Source organism: Achromobacter pestifer, assembly GCF_013267355.1.
Classification (GTDB): domain Bacteria; phylum Pseudomonadota; class Gammaproteobacteria; order Burkholderiales; family Burkholderiaceae_B; genus Achromobacter; species Achromobacter pestifer_A.
Map to the genome: position 1 here is coordinate 2629196 of NZ_CP053985.1, position 17092 is coordinate 2646287.

Sequence of the window (17092 nt, forward strand, 5' to 3'; positions counted from 1 at the left end):
CGTCTCCGCGGCCGCGCGGTGGCGGTTGGTGGCGGCATGCGTCGTGTTGTTCATGTGTTGGCTCCCGCGGCTGCCCGTCAATGCTTCAAGGCCAGGAAGTGATGCACTTCAGGCTTGTCCGGCCCCATGTGAAAGCGCAGCGCATCCGCTTGCAGATCGGCGTCGGCATGGGACACGCGATGATGCTGGCGCAGGTGCTCGGCCCAGGATTCCACGAAGAACCATTCGACCACCCGCTGCGGATCGCTGGTGTGCTCGACGACGCCCCAGGCATAGGCGCCGTCACGCAGGCGCTCTTGCGACAAGCGCTTCATCGCGTCGAGAAAGGCGGGGCGGTCTTCTTGGCGGATGCGGTACTCGACCTGCACCAGCACCGGGCCGCGGTCGTTGGCCACCGGTTCGGCCACCAACGGTTCGGGCCAATGGTTCGACGCCTGCAAATCCGCTTCGCCGACCGGCAGGCGGGCGCGATGAAACAGCAGCGCAGCCGTGACCAGGCCGGCGGCGCTTACCGCCAGCGCATAAGGCACGCCGATCTCGCGCGCGACCAGGCCCCAGCCCAGGCTGCCGGCCGCCATCGCGCCGTTGAACACCATCAGGTACACCGCCAACCCGCGGCCGCGCACCCAGTTGGGCAGCACGGCCTGGGCCACGCCGTTGAACGTGGTGAGCGCGGTGATCCAGCCCATGCCCAGCACCACCAGCATCAGCACGGCCAGCCATTGGGGCGGCGCGAACACCAGCACGGCCATGACCGCCGCGCTGGCCACCGACGCCAACAGCACCAGCCCGTCGGCATCCAGGCGGGCGCCAATCCTGGGCAGCAGCAGGGCGCCGATGATGGCTCCCGCGCCCACCGCGCCCAGCAGCACGCCGTAAAAGCCCGAGGAGCCTCCCAGCATCTGCCGCGCCACCAGGGGCAGCAGGGCCCATACGGCGCTGGCGAACAGGAAGAAGGCGGCTGCGCGCAGCAGCACCCGGTGCAGCTCCTTGCTGGCCCGCGTGTAGCGCAGGCCGGCGCGGAACGCGCCGAAGAAGTTCTCCGACAGCGTGCTGTCGACGGCCGCGGGACGCTTCCACCACAGCAGCGCGGCGATGACGAACACGTAGCTCAGCACATCCAGCCCATAGGTGACCGCCGCGCCGAAACTGGCCAGGATCAGCCCGCCCGCCGCCGGACCGATGGCGCGCGCGATGTTGATGCCCAGCGAGTTGAGCGCAACCGCGCCCTTGAGTTCTTCGCGCGGCACGAGCTCGGGGACGATGGATTGCCAGGTCGGCCCCATCAAGGCCGCGCCGATGCCGCCGACGAAGGTCAGGGCAATCAGGTAGTCGACCGTCAGCGCGCCGAAATGCGACAGCAGCAGCAGCGTGCCGCTGACACAGGCAAGCAGCACCTGCACGAAGATCAGGAAGCCGCGCCGGTCCAGGATGTCGGACAGTACGCCGGCGGGAATCGCCAGCAGGAAGATGGGCAAGGTCGCGGCCGTCTGGATCAAGGCCACGGCGGTCGGGCTGGCCGACAGGTCGGTCACCAGCCAGGAACTGGCCACGTCCCGCATGAAGCTGCCCACGTTGCCCAACACGGTCGCAGCCCACAGCACGGCGAACACGGACTGGCGCAAGGGCGCGAAGGTGCCGCGCGCGGCGGAATTCTTCTGGTCTGGCATGGGACTCTCCTGGATCGCGCCAGGCGGCTTGCGGACCCGCAAGTCCCGCCGCCCGCCGTCTTCAAAAAGCAAGGCGCCGGACCGGCCAGACGCTGTCTGGACGATCCGGTTGGCGGTTTACTTGGCGGGGTTGGGGCCGATGCGTTCGCCGTGCTGCACACGCTCCGCGAGCTTGTGCACGTGGGTGACCGCGTAGTCGATGCCCATGCCGTAGGCGCCGGAGTGCTCCTTGACGATGCCGGTGACGGCGTCATAGGTTTCCTTGCGGGCCCAGTCGCGCTGCCATTCCAGCATCACCTGCAACCACGTCATGGGCACGGCGCCAGCCTGCACCATGCGGTCCATGGCGTACTTGTGCGCGTCCACCGAGGTGCCGCCCGAAGCATCGGCCACCATATAGATTTCGTACTCGCCCTCCAGCATGGCGCACAGCGCGAAGGTGGTGTTGCAGACCTCGGTCCACAGGCCGGCGACGATGACCTTCTTGCGGCCATTGGCGGCCAGCGCGTCGCGCACGTTCTGGTCGTCCCAGGAGTTCATGGAGGTGCGCTCCAGGATCTTGTTCTCGGGGAACACGGCCAGCAGTTCGGGGTAGGTGTTGCCGGAGAAGCTGTCGGTTTCGACGGTGGTGATGGTGGTCGGGATATTGAAGGCGCGCGCGGCCTTGGCCAGGCCCACCACATTGTTCTTCAGGGTCTGACGGTCGATGGATTGCACGCCGAACGCCATCTGCGGTTGCTGGTCGATGAAGATGATCTGGCTGTTCTGCAGAGTCAGGACTTCGAGGTATTTGTTGGCGGACATGGCGGGACTCTCTTTAAGAAAAACTATCAAATGAGGCGGCAGGAAAGAATTCGGTACTGCTGGCAAACCATCCTGGCTTGCACCGCCACGACGGCGCCGGGAGTGCCGCGGGAGGCGGTCCGTACATCTCGTCTGTCGGTACATGCATAGTAGGGAGAGGCCGCAGTCCTGAGAACCCGCAGCAGGGAATTCCATCCTTTCCATTTTTTGCATGATGCTGGCGGACCAGCTGCTTGCTGCGCTGCATTCACCACCGTTCTTGTCCATGCCATAGGCAGCGGCTATCATCGGCGCGAGCATTTCCCGAGAGCACGAGATGAGCAAGCTGCCAGACCTGGAAGGTTGGGCGATATTCGCCAAGGTCGCCGAGACCGGATCATTCGCCCGGGCCGCGGCCGAGTTTTCCCTGTCGCAAGCCACGGTTTCCAAGACCATCAGCCGTCTGGAAGCCAAGATGAAAACGACCCTGTTTCATCGCACCTCCCGCAGCATGACGCTGACCGAATCGGGTTACGCGGCGCTGGAGCGCGCGGCCCGCATCCTCGAGGAAGGCGAGGCGGTCGAAAGCGAAGTCCGGGAGAAATCGACCAGCCTGTGCGGCAAGATCAGGCTGTCCGCTCCCATGTCTTTCGGCGTCACGCATCTGGCGCCCATGCTGCCGCCATTCATGCAGGCCAATCCTGACGTCGCCCTGGAAATCGAGTTCAGCGACAAGCAGGCCGACCTGGTCTCGGAACGCTTCGACCTGGCGCTGCGGATCTCCAACCTGGTGGACTCCACGCTGCTGGCGCGGCGCCTGTGTTCCGTGCGCATTCTGCTGGTGGGCGCGCCCAGCTATTTCAAGCGCGCGGGACGCCCCAAGCATCCGAAAGATCTGGCGCAGCACGCCGCGCTGCAATACATGTATGCGCGCAACGGCTCGAGCTGGCGCTTCCGGCATGAAAAGCATGGGGAGTTTTCGCAGTCCGTGCCGGTGCTCCTGAACGTGAACAATGCCGAGTCCCTGACGCCGGCGCTGCAGGCGGGCATGGGACTGGCGCTGCAGCCGGAGTTCCTGGCGTGGAAGGATCTGCAATCGGGCGCGCTGGAAACCGTGATGGACGACTGGCAGGTGGACCCCATCGCCCTGCATATCGTCACGCCGCCTGGCCGCCGCCGGCCGGCCCGGGTACAGGCGTTCATTGAGTATCTGGCGGAGCGCTTGACGGCCGAGCCTTGGGCCAATGATGTGCAGGTGTAGAGGGCTTGCGGCCCGCGGCACGCGCCGGGGCGGCGGCGCCAGGAGGTTTGGCGCGCGCCGTCATTGAATGGCTAGACGGGACGTCGAACGAGTATTGCGTCAACCTCGATGTCGAATGCGCTGAATCCGGACTGGATCAATGTCCTGGCCGGCGGCGGTTCGCCGACGTAGCTTGCGTAGATCGCGTCGAATTCCTGTGCGCGGGCCATGTCCCTCAAAAATACGCCCACCTTGACCGCGTCGCGCAGGCTCGACCCGGCTGCGTTCGCAGCCGCCTCGAGATTGTCGAGCGCCATTCTCGCCTGCACGGCAAAGGGCTTGTCTCCATGCCGGACGTTGTCGCGATCGCGCGGGGTCTGGCCTGAGAGAAAAACGAGTTGGCCCGCCTGCACGGCCACGCTGTAGGTGCCGGCTGGCGGCGGCGTCGATTCGCTGGAGTAAGCTTTTCGGATCATGTTTCCAGGGGATTGAGGTTAGGCAAGACGATGTTCTTCGATGACGGTCGCGATGCGCCTGACGGCATCGACCGCCGCTTCATGGTTCTGCGAGAAATTGAGGCGGATGCTGTCGCTGGCATGCGGGCTGAATTCAGTCCCCGGCGTAACCGTGACGCTGGCCCGCGACCTCAACTCCCGAACGAAGGCCTGTAACGGCGTGCGCAGCTTGGGCAGCCGCGGAAAGAGGTAGCTGCCCGCTTGCGGCGTGCGGACCGCCACGCCCTCGACGCCACGAAACAGCGCCAGCAGGTCGTCGCGGATCTGCCGGTGCTTTTCGATGCGGTCAGCCAACCATCCCGCGGGCTCGGAGAACCAGGTCTGCAGCACGGCCTGGCAGTACCCGGGCGCGCGCAACGAGACGATGGCCTGGAGCTTTTCCATGCGTTGGATGATGCGGGCATTGCCGAACGCCACCCCCAGCCGATAGCCGCTCAACGATTCCGTCTTGGACGGCCCCATGATGGTGACGACGTTGTCGCCCGCTTCCGACGCGCCTCGCAGATGAACGTATGGCTGCCCTGCGTACAGGAGACGGGAGTAGAGCTGGTCGACAATGACCGTTGCGCCGAACTTGTCGGCCAACGCCGCGATCTGCCCGATTTCGCTGGGGGAATAGACCGCCCCCGTGGGATTGTTCGGATTCGAGAAGAGAAAGACCTTGGCGCCCGCCTTGAATGCCGATTCAAGCTGCTGCAGATCCAGGCCGGCATGCGCCGTGTTGTTCAGATATTCGAGTCGCACGGGGATCATCTCCGCCCCCATGAACTCGACCAGCTTGCGGTTGGCGAAGTAGTCGGGCTGCACGATCGCGACTTTATCGCCCGCAGTCACGGTGCTTGCGACCGCGAGAAACAAGGCGCTTTGGGTACCGGGAGTGATGATGAGTTCTTCAGCGCCCGAAACGGGATGGCCCGAAAACGCCGCCAGATCGAGCGCGAGCTTCTCCCGGATGGCCGCCTGGCCACGATACTCGGTATAGGCCTGGGAACCGCCGCGATGAACGCCCTGGACAAAGGCTTCGAGCGCCCCAGGCGTGGGTTCAAACGCGTCGGCATTGACGTCGCCGTGCGAAAAGTCGACGGCGATGCCCGGCAGGCTTGCGCCTTCCTGCGGCAAGCCCTCGCTACTGCGGCTTTCCCGCACCTCCTGGCCAGGCGCGTTATCAATGCCCAACTTCAGGAACTTTTCTTCAATCGCATTCATGGCGTTCTCGTCGTGTTAAGGGAAGGGGTGACAGGTGATGGTTCAACTGCTGCATCCGGATCGATCTCGATCGTTGCATCGTTCTCCTGAAGCAATCGGGCCAGCAACGGCATGTCGATATTGCCGCCGGACAACACGATCAGCGCGTCCTTGCCGCCAAGCTGGAGCCGTCCCGCCAGCAGCGCGGCCAACGCCACGGCCCCACCCGGCTCGACCACCATACCCAGCTCCGTCAACGCAAAACGGATCGCGTGCGAAATTTCCGCGTCCGTCACGGCCAGGGCTTCATCGAGGAAGTGCCGATTGATCTCGAACGGCAGTTGCGCGGGCGTCACCGCCTGCAAGGCGTCGGCGAGTGTGACCGCTGTTGGCGCGTTGACCTCCCGGGTTCCGCTGGCAAGCGAACGCACGGTATCGTCAAACCCGCAGGGCTCCACCGCAACCACCCGCAGGTTCGGCAGCAGGGCGTCCAGCGCCAGGCCGCAACCGGCCACCAGGCCGCCGCCGCCGCAAGGCGCGGCAAACGTGCCCAAGTTCGCTCTGGCCACAGGCGTCAACGCATCCAGCGCTTCCAGCGCCACCGTTCCTTGCGCCGCCAGCACGTCGGGGTGATCGCCGGGAGGGATGAGCGTGCCACCCGACTCTTGCAGCAAGCGCATGCCGATGGCTTCCCGGCTTTCGCGCCTTCGGTCGTAATGGACCACGCGCGCGCCGTGGGCCAGCGCTCGAGCCATCTTGTTGCGAGGCGCATCGGCTGGCATGACGATGGTGGCCGGAACGCCGAGACGCCGCGCTGCCCAGGCGATAGCCTGGCCATGATTGCCAGTGGAGTAGGCGACGACGCCCCGTTGCCGCTCGGTCTCGTTCAAGCCCAGCAAGGCGTTGAATGCGCCGCGGGCCTTGAACGATCCTGTCACCTGCAGGTTCTCGGCCTTGATCCAGACTGGCGCGCCAGCAATATGATCCAAGGCGGCCGATCTAATGAGTGGAGTCAAGACCACGTGTGGCCTGATGCGTTCGAGCGCGGCCCGCACATCGTCGAAATCGGGCACGCGCATCTTGCCCAGCGATTCGTGCGCGATGAAGGCGTCAGGTCTGGTCTTCGGTCTGTTTCGTGTCATGGGAGTGCGTTCGTATGCGATATCTTCAATGGGAGACGAGCCGCGACAGGAACTCCTGCGCGCGCACTGAGCGGGGCGATGCGAAGAACATGTCCGTCGGCGTGTTCTCCACGACTTTCCCGGCATCCATGAAGATGACGTTGTCTGCGGCGCGCCGAGCAAAGCCCATCTCGTGCGTGACGACAGCCATCGTCATGCCGTCCTGCGCAAGCTCCAGCATCACGGATAGCACCTCGCCTATCATTTCCGGATCCAGTGCTGACGTGGGCTCGTCGAAGAGCATGACGATGGGGTCCATTGCCAGCGCCCGGGCAATCGCGATGCGTTGCTGCTGCCCGCCGGAAAGCTGGGCCGGATAGGCATCGATCTTTCCGGGTAGTCCGACACGGCCCAGCAGCTCCCGGGCCTTGTGATGCGCAGCCTCGCGCGTTCGGCCCAGCACCTTGATGGGAGCAAGACAGAGGTTGTCGAGCACGGTCAGATGCGGATAGAGCTCGAAATGCTGAAACACCATGCCGACGCGGCTGCGTAGATCGCTCAGATTGGCGGCAGCGGCGCCCACCTCGACGCCGTCGACGCGTACGCTGCCGCGCTGGAACGACTCCAGGCCGTTGAAGCACTTGATCAACGTGCTCTTGCCCGAGCCTGAGGGTCCACAGATCACGGCCACCTCGCCGCGGCGGATCGCCAGGTCGCAACCATTTAGCACCGGGGTCGCGCCATAGGACTTGTACAGTCCGGATACGTCGATCATGGGCGCTTCTTCCATCTTTTCTGCAGTCATACGGCGCTCCTGCGCTTGGCGGCCAGGTGCGCCGCCAGTGAAAGGGATGCGCAGAGCACGAAGTAGACGAGCGCTGCGAACAGGTACATCTCGATCAACCGGTTATCCCGGTTGGCCACGATGCTTGTGGAGGTCATGAAGTCGCGCAACGAGATGACATAAACGAGCGAGGTATCCTGGAACAGCACGATCGCCTGCGTGATGAGCACGGGCATCATGTTGCGCAGCGCCTGCGGCAGCACCACGAAGCGCAATGCCTGCGCACGGCTCAAACCCGATGCTGCCGCGGCCTGCCACTGCCCCGGCCGCACGCTCTGTAGCCCCGCGCGGATGATTTCGGAGTAGTAGGCCGCCTCGAAGAGCGTGAAGGCGATCAGTGCCGAGGGTAGCGCCCCCACCGGCTTGCCGACGATCAGCGGCACCATGAAATAGAACCAGAAGATGACAAGGATCAACGGCACGGCCCGGAATCCGTTCACATACACGGCCGCGGCCCCCGCGAGCAGCGCATGCCCGGAGAGGCGGGCAAGCGCCAGCAGCAGGCCGAGCGCCAGCCCCCCGGCCATCGCCACCAGGGTCAACAGCAGGCTCAGCCCCAATCCCTCCAGCAGGAACGGCCACGCCTTCACGATGACCGAGACGTCCAACATTGCGTTCATGCCCGTCCTCCTTGGGTGCCGGGGATCAGCAGTCTCTTCTCCAGGCTGCGCATGCCCGCCGTGACGCATAGCGCGATTGACAGGTACACCAACGTTGCCGCGGTGAATGCTTCGAAGCCGCTGAAGGTGTAGCTCTCGATCTGGCGGCTCTGCGCCGTCATCTCGAAAACGCCTATGGTCAATGCCAATGCCGAGTTCTTGAAGACCGTAAGAAACTCCGAAGTCAACGGCGGCAGGACCAGCCGCAAGGCCTGGGGCAGCAGGACAAATCGATAGGTCTGCACCAGCGTCATGCCGCTGGCGTAGGCCGCCTGCCGTTGTCCGCGCGGCAATGCAGCGATGCCGGAACGGACCTGAACCGCAACGCGCGCAGCGGTGAACAGGCCCAGGGCGGCAATCGCAGTCCAGACTTCAGGCATCGGCAGATCGCGTTTGAGCCATCGACCGGCTTCGCTCGGCAGCAGTTCCGGCAGCACAAAGAACCAGATGAACAACTGCACCAGAAGCGGCACGTTCCTGAACACCGCAACATAAGCCGTCAGTAACCACCGGATGCGGCCGGGCAGCGAGCCCAACACGCCCAGCGCCAGGCCGATCACGACGGCGATGGCCCAGGCCGCGAGCGAAATCAACACCGTCGCTTGCAGCCCGGAGAGCAGCCATCCGGCGTAAGGCTCCTCGAAAAGAACGTTCCAATTCCATGCGTAATTCATCATGAGCCCCGAGCGGGTCGCGTCATTCCGGGAGTGCGGCCAACTTGAAAGCCGCTGCGAGGTCCTGCGAAAGCGGTACGCCCATAGGCACGAACCACTTGTCATAGGACGCGTTGAGTTCCCCGGAGCGCACGCCGCGCGCAATGGTGGCGTTCACCAGGCTGAGGAACACGGTGCTGTTCTTCTGCAGCATCAGACCGTAGGGATCGAACGACAGAGGCCGGCCGACCACCTCGAAATCGGCCGGCGTCGGGGCGCTCTTGCGCAATCCGTAGAGCAGGATGTCGTCAGTCGAGAAGGCGTCGGCCCGGCCCGTCGAGAGCGCCAGAAAACCTTCGGAGTTGTCCCTTACCGGAACGATGCGGACCTGCAGCTTCTTCGCTTCGATCAAGGCCTTGATCAGCCGCTCTGGCGTGGTGTTGATGGGCAGCGCCACGGCTTTGCCGTCGAGGTCCTCGACCTCCTTGATGTCCGCGCCCTTGCGCACCAGGAGCCGGGTGGTCGAGATGAAGTGCGGGGCGCTGAAGTCAACCTGGGCCTGGCGGCCCAGGGAGTTGACCGTCGAGCCGCATTCGAGGTCGACGGTACCGTTGGCGACCAACGCGATCCGGTTTTGCGGGTTCACCGCGATGTAGTCGACCTTCAGTGCCGGCATCTGCAGCCGCTGCCGGACGGAATCCACCACCTTCATGCACAGGTCGATTGCGTAACCCACGGGCTTCCTGCCGTCGTCCAGATAGGAAAAGGGAATCGACGATTCGCGGTAACCCAGGGTGATGGTTCCCTTTGCCTTGATGCGCTCCAGGATGGGATCGGTGCTCTGCGCCAACGCCGTGGCGCTACCTGCCAACAACGCTGCGCCTAGGACGCCGCGCAGGACGCGGGGCATGAAACGGGTGGTGGTGGTCATGGATTCACTCCTGGTCAGACCAGCGTTGTGGCGGGTTGGTCGGCGCCGGTCAGGGCGGCAACAAGTTCGGCGAGGCTGGAGACCGTGAGATCAGGTTTCGCCTCGGCCGCGCCTTCCCCGGACAAGCCCAGCAGCCTGCCCGGGCGGTTGACCCAGGCGCAACGCACGCCCAGCCGGTTGGCCGGCGTGATGTCGGCCCGCAGGCTTTGCCCGACGTGCAGGATTCGTTCGCGCGGGATGCCCATGCGCATGAGTTCGCCTATGCCGGTATCGAAATGCGGCCAATCGGGCTTGTAGGCCCCCACGCGTTGCGCCGTGACCACCAGGTCGAAGCGGAAATCCAGGTTGTCGCACGAGGTATTGAGCGAGGCCTGGTCGATGTTGCTGAAAGCGCCCACTTTGGCGGACGCCTGCAGGCGCACGAGGCCGGCATGGCTGTCGGCGAATGCCGGCCAGGTGTGCGGCGCGGCCGCGAACTGGCGGCGCAGGTCCGGGTCCACGGCCACCTTGAACTGGGCGCAGATGCGCTCGAAGCACTTGGTCAGGACGTCGGGGTAGAGGTGCGCCGGGCGTTCCTTCTGGATCGCCGCGCGGGCGCCATCGAAAGCCATGATCAGGGCTTCGGCGTCAGCCTCGATGCGGTTCTCGCGCGCCCAGCGCGTCAGGAACTTGGCGATCGAAGGCTCCCAATCAATCAACGTGCCGTACACGTCGAAGGTCACGGCGTCGAAATCGGAAAGGCGGAGCGTCATATGCAACCTTGATGAAAAGTGAGGGGTCCGTGAACTATAATCGATAATCGATAATCGGCAATACCTGATCCGTCCGTATAATCCCTAGGAGGAGAAAATCTATGGACTACGGTGAAACGCCGCCCGCGGGCGAAGCCCTGGCGGATCGTTCGATCGCTGGCGCGGTGGTTGACGCCCTGCGCGGAGAAATCATTCACGGCCAGCTAAAGCCGGGTGAACGCCTGCGCCAGGATGCCGTGGCGACACGCTTCCGGGTCAGCCAAACGGTCGTCAGGGAGGCGTTCAAGGACCTGATCCGCGAATGCTTCCTGGTCTCGGAACCGCGTCGCGGCGTCAGCGTGGCGACGATGTCGGCTGACGAGGCGGAAGAGATGACGACCTTGCGCAGCCTGATTGAGCCGCAAGCCTTGGCTTGGGCCATCCCCCGGCTGACCGAGGTTCAATTCGAGGCCGCCGAGCGCGTGCTCAAGGAACTGGACGATGAAAAAAACGTCGATCGGATCATCTTGCTGAATGCGCGCTTTCACCGGGGGCTGTATGCCGCCGCGAATCGTCCCAGGACGCTGACGACGGTCGAAACATTGCGCCTGGGCTTCGAACGCTACCTGCGCTACACGTGGGAGTACACGACGCACCGGGATCGCTCGCAACAGGAGCACTGGGAGCTTCTGGCGATGTGCAAGCAGGGCGAGGTGGACAGCGCCTGTAGGCTCCTGACGCAGCACATCCGTGCGACGGGAGACTTGCTCGTCGAATGCCTCGCAAAGCGGCCGGTCGAGCAACCGTCCAAGCTTTGACGCGCTTGGGCCGCGCGCTGGCGCTTATCCGGGACGGGCTGGAGCATCGGCACAGCCAGGCAACCCACGGCTAGTTCGGGGAACCAAACCCCGCCGTGGTTGCGCAAAGAAAAAGGGGCTGCAAGGCAGCCCCTTTTTGTGGAATCCGGATCCCTCGGGAAGAAACTGGATTCTCGCGGGATCCCGAGCCGTCAGGCGTCGATATTCCCCGCCGACAGCGCATGCGTCTCGATGAAGTTGCGGCGCGGTTCGACGTCGTCGCCCATCAGCGTGGTGAAGACCTCGTCCGCCGCAATGGCGTCCTCGATCTGCACGCGCAGCAGGCGGCGCACCTTCGGATCCATGGTGGTTTCCCACAGCTGTGCGGGGTTCATTTCGCCCAGGCCCTTGTAGCGCTGCTTGGAGATGCTGCGGTCAGCTTCGCTGCGCAGCCACTGCATGGCTTCGCGGAAGTCGGACACGGTTTGTTCCTTGCGCTTGTCACCTTCGCCGCGTGCAGCCAGCGAACGCGCGCCGACCTTGCCCAGGAAGCTCTTGGCGGCCTTGGACAGGATCGCGTAGTCCGAGCCGTTGACGAAGTCGGCGTCGATGATGCTGACCCGAACGTTGCCATGGTGCATGCGTTGCACGGACAGGCGATGGCGTTCGGTGGCTTCGTCGAATTGCGGCACGACTTCGACGCCGTTGCCGTTAACCGGATCGCGCATGGCGTCCGCCAGGCGGCGTGCGGAGTCGGCGGCGGACTCGGCCGATTCCAGGTTGATCTCCACGCCTTCGGCCATGGCCGACAGCGCGCCCACGTCGAACACGCGCGACAGGCGCGCGATGACGCCGTCGGCCGCCACGTACTGGCGGGCCAGGTCGCTCAGCTCGTCGCCGCGGATGATGTTGCCGCCCGAAATGATCTCCGCCTCTTTCAGCGCCAGTTGCAGCATGAACTGCGCTTCTTCCTGGTCGTCCTTCAGATACCGTTCTTCGCGGCCGACCTTGACCTTGTACAGCGGCGGCTGGGCGATATACACATAGCCGCGCTGCACCAGCTCAGGCATCTGGCGGTACAAGAGCGTCAGCAGCAGGGTGCGGATGTGCGCGCCGTCCACGTCCGCGTCAGTCATGATGATGAGGCGGTGGTAGCGCAGCTTGTCGACGTTGAAATCGGGACCGATGCTGGTGCCCAGCGCGGTGATCAGCGTGGCGATCTGTTCGCTGGCGATCAGGCGGTCGAAACGCGCCTTCTCCACGTTCAGCACCTTGCCGCGCAACGGCAGGATGGCCTGGAACTTGCGGTCGCGGCCTTGCTTGGCCGAACCGCCTGCGGAGTCACCCTCGACGATGTACAGCTCGCACAGCGCCGGATCCTTTTCCTGGCAGTCGGCCAGCTTGCCGGGCAGACCAGCGCCTTCCAGCACGCTCTTGCGGCGCGTCATTTCGCGCGCCTTGCGCGCGGCTTCGCGGGCACGGGCGGCTTCGACGATCTTGTTGCACAACGCCTTGGCGTCGTTCGGGTTCTCAAGCAGCCAGGATTCCAGCGTGCGGGCAACGGCTTCTTCCACGGCCGGGCGCACTTCGCTGGAGACCAGCTTGTCCTTGGTCTGGCTGCTGAACTTGGGTTCCGGCACCTTCACCGACAGCACGCAGGTCAGGCCTTCGCGCATGTCGTCGCCGGAGGTTTCAACCTTGGCCTTCTTGGCCAGCTCGTTGTCGGCGATGTACTTGTTGATGATGCGCGTCATGGCCGCGCGCAAACCGGTCAGGTGCGAGCCCCCGTCGCGCTGCGGGATGTTGTTGGTGAAGCACAGCACGCTTTCGCTATAGCTGTCGTTCCACTGCATCGCCACTTCAACGCCGACCGGCACGCCACCCGCCGCCGACTCGGTGGCGACCGAAAACACGTTCGCGTGCAGCACGGTCTTGCTGCGGTTGATGTACTCGACAAAGCCCTTCACGCCGCCGGAGAACGCGAAGTTCTCTTCCTTGCCCTGGCGCTGGTCGACCAGACGGATCTTCACGCCATTGTTCAGGAACGACAGCTCGCGCAGGCGCTTCGAGAGGATCTCGTAGTGGTACTCGATGTTGTTGAAGATGACCGGGTCGGCCAGGAAGCGCACTTCGGTGCCGCGCTTGTCGGTCGTGCCAGTCACTGCCAGGGGCGCGACGCGCTCGCCTTGGCGGAACTCCATCTGGTGCACTTCGCCATTGCGGCGGATAGTCAGCCGCAGCCATTCGGACAGCGCGTTCACGCAAGACACGCCCACGCCGTGCAGGCCGCCGGACACCTTGTAGGAGTTCTGGTCGAACTTGCCGCCGGCATGCAGTTCGGTCATGACGATTTCCGCCGCGCTGCGGTGGAATTCGTCATCCTTGTGGATGTCGGTGGGAATGCCGCGGCCGTTGTCGGTGACCGAGATCGAGTTGTCGGTGTGGATCGTGACGACGATGTCGTCGCAATAGCCGGCCAGGGCTTCGTCGATGGCGTTGTCGACGACTTCGAACACCATGTGGTGCAAGCCAGTGCCGTCGGAGGTGTCGCCGATGTACATGCCGGGGCGCTTGCGCACGGCCTCCAGCCCCTTGAGCATCTTGATCGAGTCAGCGCCGTAGCCGCTGTTCTCGGGAGTGGTGTTCTGCTGATCTGACATGTCTGTATCGATAACGCTTTAAAGAACGGCCTGGCGGCCGGACCGCCCACGGGCCCTCAGGCCCGCAAGCGGCACAAACCCACGATAGGGGCGCGGATCAAATCCGCATGGGCATGACGACGTACTTGAACTGGTCGTCTTCGGGCAGGGTGATGAGCGCCGACGCATTGGCATCGGGCATGACCGACCACTGGATGTTCTCGACCTTGACGTTGGCCAGCACGTCGAGCAGGTAGCCGACGTTAAAGCCCACGTCCAGCGCTTCGTGGCCGTAGTCGATGTCGATTTCTTCCTGCGCCTCTTCCTGCTCGGCGTTGGAGGACGAGATCTTCATCTGGTTCTGCGCCAGTTGCAGGCGCACACCCTTGAACTTGTCGGTGGTCAGGATGGCGGCGCGCTGCAGGCTGCCCTGGAGCGCTTCGCGGCCGACCAGGAAATGGCGCGTGTAGTTGGTCGGGATCACGCGCGTGAAGTCGGGGAACTTGCCTTCGACCAGCTTGGAGACGAGTTCCACGTCGCCGAAGCGGAAACGGATCTGGCCCGGCGCCACGTCGATGGAAACGGGCTCGTCGGAGTCTTCCAGCAGGCGCTGCATTTCCAGCACGGTCTTGCGCGGCACGATCACTTCATGGCGTTCGCTGATGCCGTCGGCTTCCGTCGAGCAATGCGCCAAGCGGTGGCCGTCGGTGGCGACGGCGCGCACGCGGCCCGGCTCGAACACCAGCAGCATGCCGTTCAGGTAGTAGCGGATGTCCTGTTGCGCCATGGCGAAGTGCACCATGTTGAACAGATGGCGCAGCGTACGTTGCGGCATGGTCAGCGATACGTCCCACTGCTCGGGCTGAGCCACGGTGGGGAATTCGCTGGCGGCCAGCGTCTGCAACGCGAAGCGGCTCTTGGCCGACTGTACCGACAGCTTGTTGCTGGCCAGGGCCAGGCGCACGTCGCCGGTGTCCGGCAAGGCCTTCAGGATGTCCAGCAGCTTGCGCGCCGCGACCGTGGTGGATTCGTTGTCCTGGCCCACGCCGAAGTCGGCATGAGTGGTGATCTGTACTTCCAGGTCGGTCGCAATGAAAGCAACCTTGTTGCCTTCCTTGCGCATCAGGATGTTCGCCAGAATGGGCAGGGTATGACGTCTTTCGACGATGCCCGCCACAGTCGATAGCGGTTTCAGCAATGCATCGCGTGTGGTTTGTACGAGTTGCATGTTCATCCTTTTAGAGTTTGTTCCAACACGTGCAGGGTATGGTTGAGCTCCGCTTGCTTGGCGCGAAGGTCGGAAATCTTGCGTACGGCATGCAGCACGGTGGTGTGATCACGGCCACCGAACAGATCGCCGATTTCCGGCAGACTTTTCTGAGTCAGCTCCTTCGCCAGGTACATCGCGACCTGGCGCGGCAAAGCGATATTGGCGGGCCGGCGTTTCGAGTACATGTCGGCCACTTTGATCTTGTAGAAATCCGCCACCGTCTTCTGGATGTTCTCCACGGTGATCTGGCCGTTGGACACCGACAGCAGGTCCTTCAGGGCTTCCTTGCAGACATCCACCGTCAGCACGTCGCGGCCGTGGAAGCGGGCGTAGGCCAGCACCTTGCGCAGCGCGCCTTCGAGTTCGCGCACGTTGCTGCGCAGATGCTTGGCGATGAAGAACGCCACTTCCTCGGGCATGGGCACGCCTTCGGATTCCGCCTTGCGCAGCAGGATCGCCACGCGCATTTCCAGTTCCGGCGGCTCGATCGCCACCGTCAGGCCGGAGTCGAAGCGCGAGATCAGGCGGCTGTCGATGCCGGACAGCTCCTTCGGGTACGTGTCGCTGGTGATGATGATCTGCTTGCGCTGGGCCACCATCGCTTCGAACGCGTAGAAGAATTCTTCCTGCGTGCGGTTCTTGCCGGAGAAGAACTGGATATCGTCGATCAGCAACAGGTCGAGCGAGTGGTAGTAGCGCTTGAAATCGTCGAACGCCTTGCGCTGGTACGCCTTCACCACGTCGGACACATACTGGTCGGCGTGCACATAGCGCACGCGGACACCCGTGCCCGCGGCCACCATCGCATTGCCGATGGCGTGGATCAGGTGGGTCTTGCCCAGGCCCACGCCGCCATACAGGAACAATGGGTTGTAGGACGTCCCGGGGTTCTCGGCCACTTGCAGCGCGGCGGCGCGCGCCAGCTGGTTCGCCTTACCCGTCACGAAGTTCTCGAACGTCAGGTCGGTGTTCAGGCGCGAGCGCTCGTACACGATGTTTGCCGCATCCGCGTTCACCGCTTGCGCAGCCTGCGCCGCCACCGTCGTCGCGGGCGCCGGAGCGGGCGCTACCGCGGGCCCTGGCGGCGGTGCGCCGCCTGAAGGGGAACCACCGGACGGGTACGTTTGCGCGGATTGCGGAGGCCGCACGGGCGCGACCGGCATGCGCGGCGCGGCGCCTTGGGAAGGCAACTCAAACAGTACCTGTACCGGACGCTCGAACCACTCCGCGGCCAACGCTTCGATCTGGTGGGAAAAGTTCTTGCGCACCCAATCCAGCTTGAAGCGGTTGGGCGCGGCCACGCGCAGCACCGCCTGCGTTTCGTCGTACGCAAGCGGGACCAGCGGTCGTATCCACGCGCTGATTTGTTGGGGGGGGAGTTCCTGCTCAAGACGACTGACGCAGGTCTGCCAGAATTCTTTCATGTCGCTCTTATTCAAACCTCGATTCTACCTTGCCTGGGCTGGGGTTATCCACAGGGTAGGGCATAAGTGCCCGCGCGGCACAGGCTTAACTGTTTGACAAGACAGGGAAAACTTGCTGAAATGGTGGGCTTTTCCGAATTCTGTCTGTCAGAAGGTTCCACAGAGAGCTTAGCCGCGCTTTGTTGCCGGAGGTGTCTAACGATGCCTACGCCTACACAAATGCCTGGTTTTAGCTTCTATAGGTCGCCCGGGGTTTCCCCGGTCAGAGCCCCGTCTACGAGTTGTTTTTTGCACCTGTTGCAAAAATGCTTAGTAGATACCCGCTTCCTGAATGCGCGATCTGGAACCCTTCCGGGCAGGTCCCTTCTGACTTTTGTTCTTTTTGTGGATCGTCCATGAAACGTACCTACCAACCTTCCGTTACCCGTCGCAAGCGCACCCATGGTTTCCGCGTGCGCATGAAAACCCGCGCTGGCCGCGCCATCCTGAACGCTCGCCGCGCCAAGGGCCGCAAGCGTCTGGCCGTCTAAGTCCTGGTTTTCCGGTTTATCCGGAAACCTGACTATTTGCACGGACCAGCCATATTGCAAGACCTCTCGCAATCTTGTTCCGGTTCCGCGCAAACGCCTG

Annotated in this window: 16 protein-coding genes; 3 read left to right on the forward strand and 13 right to left on the reverse strand. The window is 63.8% G+C overall.

Going from position 1 to position 17092, the window contains the following annotated elements:
- Positions 1–77 precede the first annotated feature (77 nt).
- Both FOC84_RS12740 and FOC84_RS12745 read right to left on the reverse strand, forming a co-directional pair.
- A complete protein-coding gene (locus FOC84_RS12740; protein ID WP_173144738.1) occupies positions 78–1670 on the reverse strand; it encodes an MFS transporter in 1593 nt (530 codons plus the stop codon).
- Between the two features lie 117 nt (positions 1671–1787).
- Complete coding sequence (locus FOC84_RS12745) at positions 1788–2474, reverse strand: hydrolase (RefSeq protein WP_173144739.1); 687 nt, start codon at positions 2472–2474, stop codon at positions 1788–1790.
- Positions 2475–2790: 316 nt separating this feature from the next.
- On the opposite strand from FOC84_RS12745, the gene FOC84_RS12750 reads away from it, so the two are divergent.
- On the forward strand, positions 2791–3714 hold the full coding sequence (locus tag FOC84_RS12750; protein WP_173144740.1) for a LysR family transcriptional regulator: 924 nt from the start codon (positions 2791–2793) through the stop codon (positions 3712–3714).
- A 71-nt stretch (positions 3715–3785) separates the two neighbouring features.
- Here FOC84_RS12750 and FOC84_RS12755 read toward each other — a convergent pair whose 3' ends face one another.
- The 8 genes from FOC84_RS12755 to FOC84_RS12790 are packed head-to-tail and all read right to left on the reverse strand — an operon-like array spanning position 3786 to position 10353.
- Positions 3786–4169 carry a RidA family protein gene (locus FOC84_RS12755; RefSeq protein ID WP_173144741.1) on the reverse strand — a complete coding sequence of 128 codons (384 nt, stop codon included), beginning with the start codon at positions 4167–4169 and terminating at the stop codon, positions 3786–3788.
- A gap of 18 nt (positions 4170–4187) precedes the next feature.
- Entirely contained in the window at positions 4188–5414 is a 1227-nt protein-coding gene (locus FOC84_RS12760) for a pyridoxal phosphate-dependent aminotransferase (RefSeq protein ID WP_173144742.1), read from the reverse strand.
- A complete protein-coding gene (locus tag FOC84_RS12765) occupies positions 5411–6535 on the reverse strand; it encodes a threonine ammonia-lyase (RefSeq protein WP_438800872.1) in 1125 nt (374 codons plus the stop codon). The genes FOC84_RS12760 and FOC84_RS12765 overlap by 4 nt, the downstream gene beginning before the upstream one ends.
- A gap of 25 nt (positions 6536–6560) precedes the next feature.
- Positions 6561–7304, reverse strand: a complete 744-nt coding sequence (locus FOC84_RS12770) for an amino acid ABC transporter ATP-binding protein (protein ID WP_302053201.1) — start codon at positions 7302–7304, stop codon at positions 6561–6563.
- Between the two features lie 11 nt (positions 7305–7315).
- Positions 7316–7978, reverse strand: coding sequence for an amino acid ABC transporter permease (locus FOC84_RS12775; protein WP_173144743.1), 663 nt, complete (start codon positions 7976–7978; stop codon positions 7316–7318).
- A complete protein-coding gene (locus FOC84_RS12780) occupies positions 7975–8691 on the reverse strand; it encodes an amino acid ABC transporter permease (protein ID WP_173150121.1) in 717 nt (238 codons plus the stop codon). Before FOC84_RS12780 ends, FOC84_RS12775 begins: the two co-directional genes overlap by 4 nt.
- 22 nt (positions 8692–8713) lie before the next feature.
- Positions 8714–9601, reverse strand: a complete 888-nt coding sequence (locus FOC84_RS12785) for an amino acid ABC transporter substrate-binding protein (protein ID WP_173144744.1) — start codon at positions 9599–9601, stop codon at positions 8714–8716.
- A 14-nt stretch (positions 9602–9615) separates the two neighbouring features.
- A complete protein-coding gene (locus FOC84_RS12790) occupies positions 9616–10353 on the reverse strand; it encodes an HAD-IA family hydrolase (RefSeq protein WP_173144745.1) in 738 nt (245 codons plus the stop codon).
- Positions 10354–10454: 101 nt separating this feature from the next.
- On the opposite strand from FOC84_RS12790, the gene FOC84_RS12795 reads away from it, so the two are divergent.
- Positions 10455–11150 (forward strand): GntR family transcriptional regulator, encoded by a 696-nt coding sequence (locus FOC84_RS12795; protein WP_173144746.1) that lies wholly within the window; start codon positions 10455–10457, stop codon positions 11148–11150.
- 191 nt (positions 11151–11341) lie between these two features.
- On the opposite strand, the gene gyrB is transcribed toward FOC84_RS12795, so the two are convergent.
- From gyrB to dnaA, 3 genes are all read right to left on the reverse strand, one after another.
- A complete protein-coding gene (gyrB, locus tag FOC84_RS12800) occupies positions 11342–13789 on the reverse strand; it encodes a DNA topoisomerase (ATP-hydrolyzing) subunit B (RefSeq protein WP_173144747.1) in 2448 nt (815 codons plus the stop codon).
- A 97-nt stretch (positions 13790–13886) separates the two neighbouring features.
- Complete coding sequence (dnaN, locus tag FOC84_RS12805; protein ID WP_173144748.1) at positions 13887–14996, reverse strand: DNA polymerase III subunit beta; 1110 nt, start codon at positions 14994–14996, stop codon at positions 13887–13889.
- Between the two features lie 2 nt (positions 14997–14998).
- The gene (dnaA, locus tag FOC84_RS12810; protein WP_173144749.1) at positions 14999–16462 is read right to left on the reverse strand and encodes a chromosomal replication initiator protein DnaA; all 1464 of its coding nucleotides are present in this window, start codon (positions 16460–16462) and stop codon (positions 14999–15001) included.
- A gap of 395 nt (positions 16463–16857) precedes the next feature.
- On the opposite strand from dnaA, the gene rpmH reads away from it, so the two are divergent.
- Positions 16858–16992, forward strand: coding sequence for a 50S ribosomal protein L34 (gene rpmH, locus FOC84_RS12815; protein ID WP_003816025.1), 135 nt, complete (start codon positions 16858–16860; stop codon positions 16990–16992).
- Positions 16993–17092: the final 100 nt, after the last annotated feature.